Annotated in this window: 1 pseudogene; it reads right to left on the bottom strand. The window is 32.8% G+C overall.

The annotated features are described in order from the left end of the window. Window positions 1–418 (bottom strand): annotated as a pseudogene (locus AYC59_RS01615) (hypothetical protein); the annotation flags it as partial.

The raw sequence follows: 418 nt of genomic DNA, 5'->3' as shown, positions 1-418 counted from the left end.
AATGCTGCCATTTCCAAATCCGAAGAAATTCCAGTATTTGCTTTTTCCTCAGTTATAGACAAAGAATTAAGTTTAGAAAATAAAGAACTTTCTAATCCTTTAAGTTGTGAAACATTTACTGCATCTTGATCATTTACCTCATCTGAAAGACCTGAAATTTTTCTGGAAAGTATTGTTTGTTTTGATGGTGCAAGGTTTGGATCTTTATATGCCACTGATATTGTATTATCTTCTATTGTTGCTCCACCATAACCTAATGCTACTGATTGTTTATGGTAAGCTTTTGCAGATCTTCCTATTGCCATTGAATCATCAGCACTTGCTTTTGAGTAGAATCCTATAGCTATTCCTTTATTTCCTTCTGAACTTGCAGAATACCCTATAGAAATAGAACTATCAGTTTTTGATTTTGTTCCAT

It is taken from the genome of Pseudostreptobacillus hongkongensis (genome assembly GCF_001559795.1).
Classification (GTDB): domain Bacteria; phylum Fusobacteriota; class Fusobacteriia; order Fusobacteriales; family Leptotrichiaceae; genus Pseudostreptobacillus; species Pseudostreptobacillus hongkongensis.
This window is presented reverse-complemented; position numbering and strand designations above follow the sequence as displayed.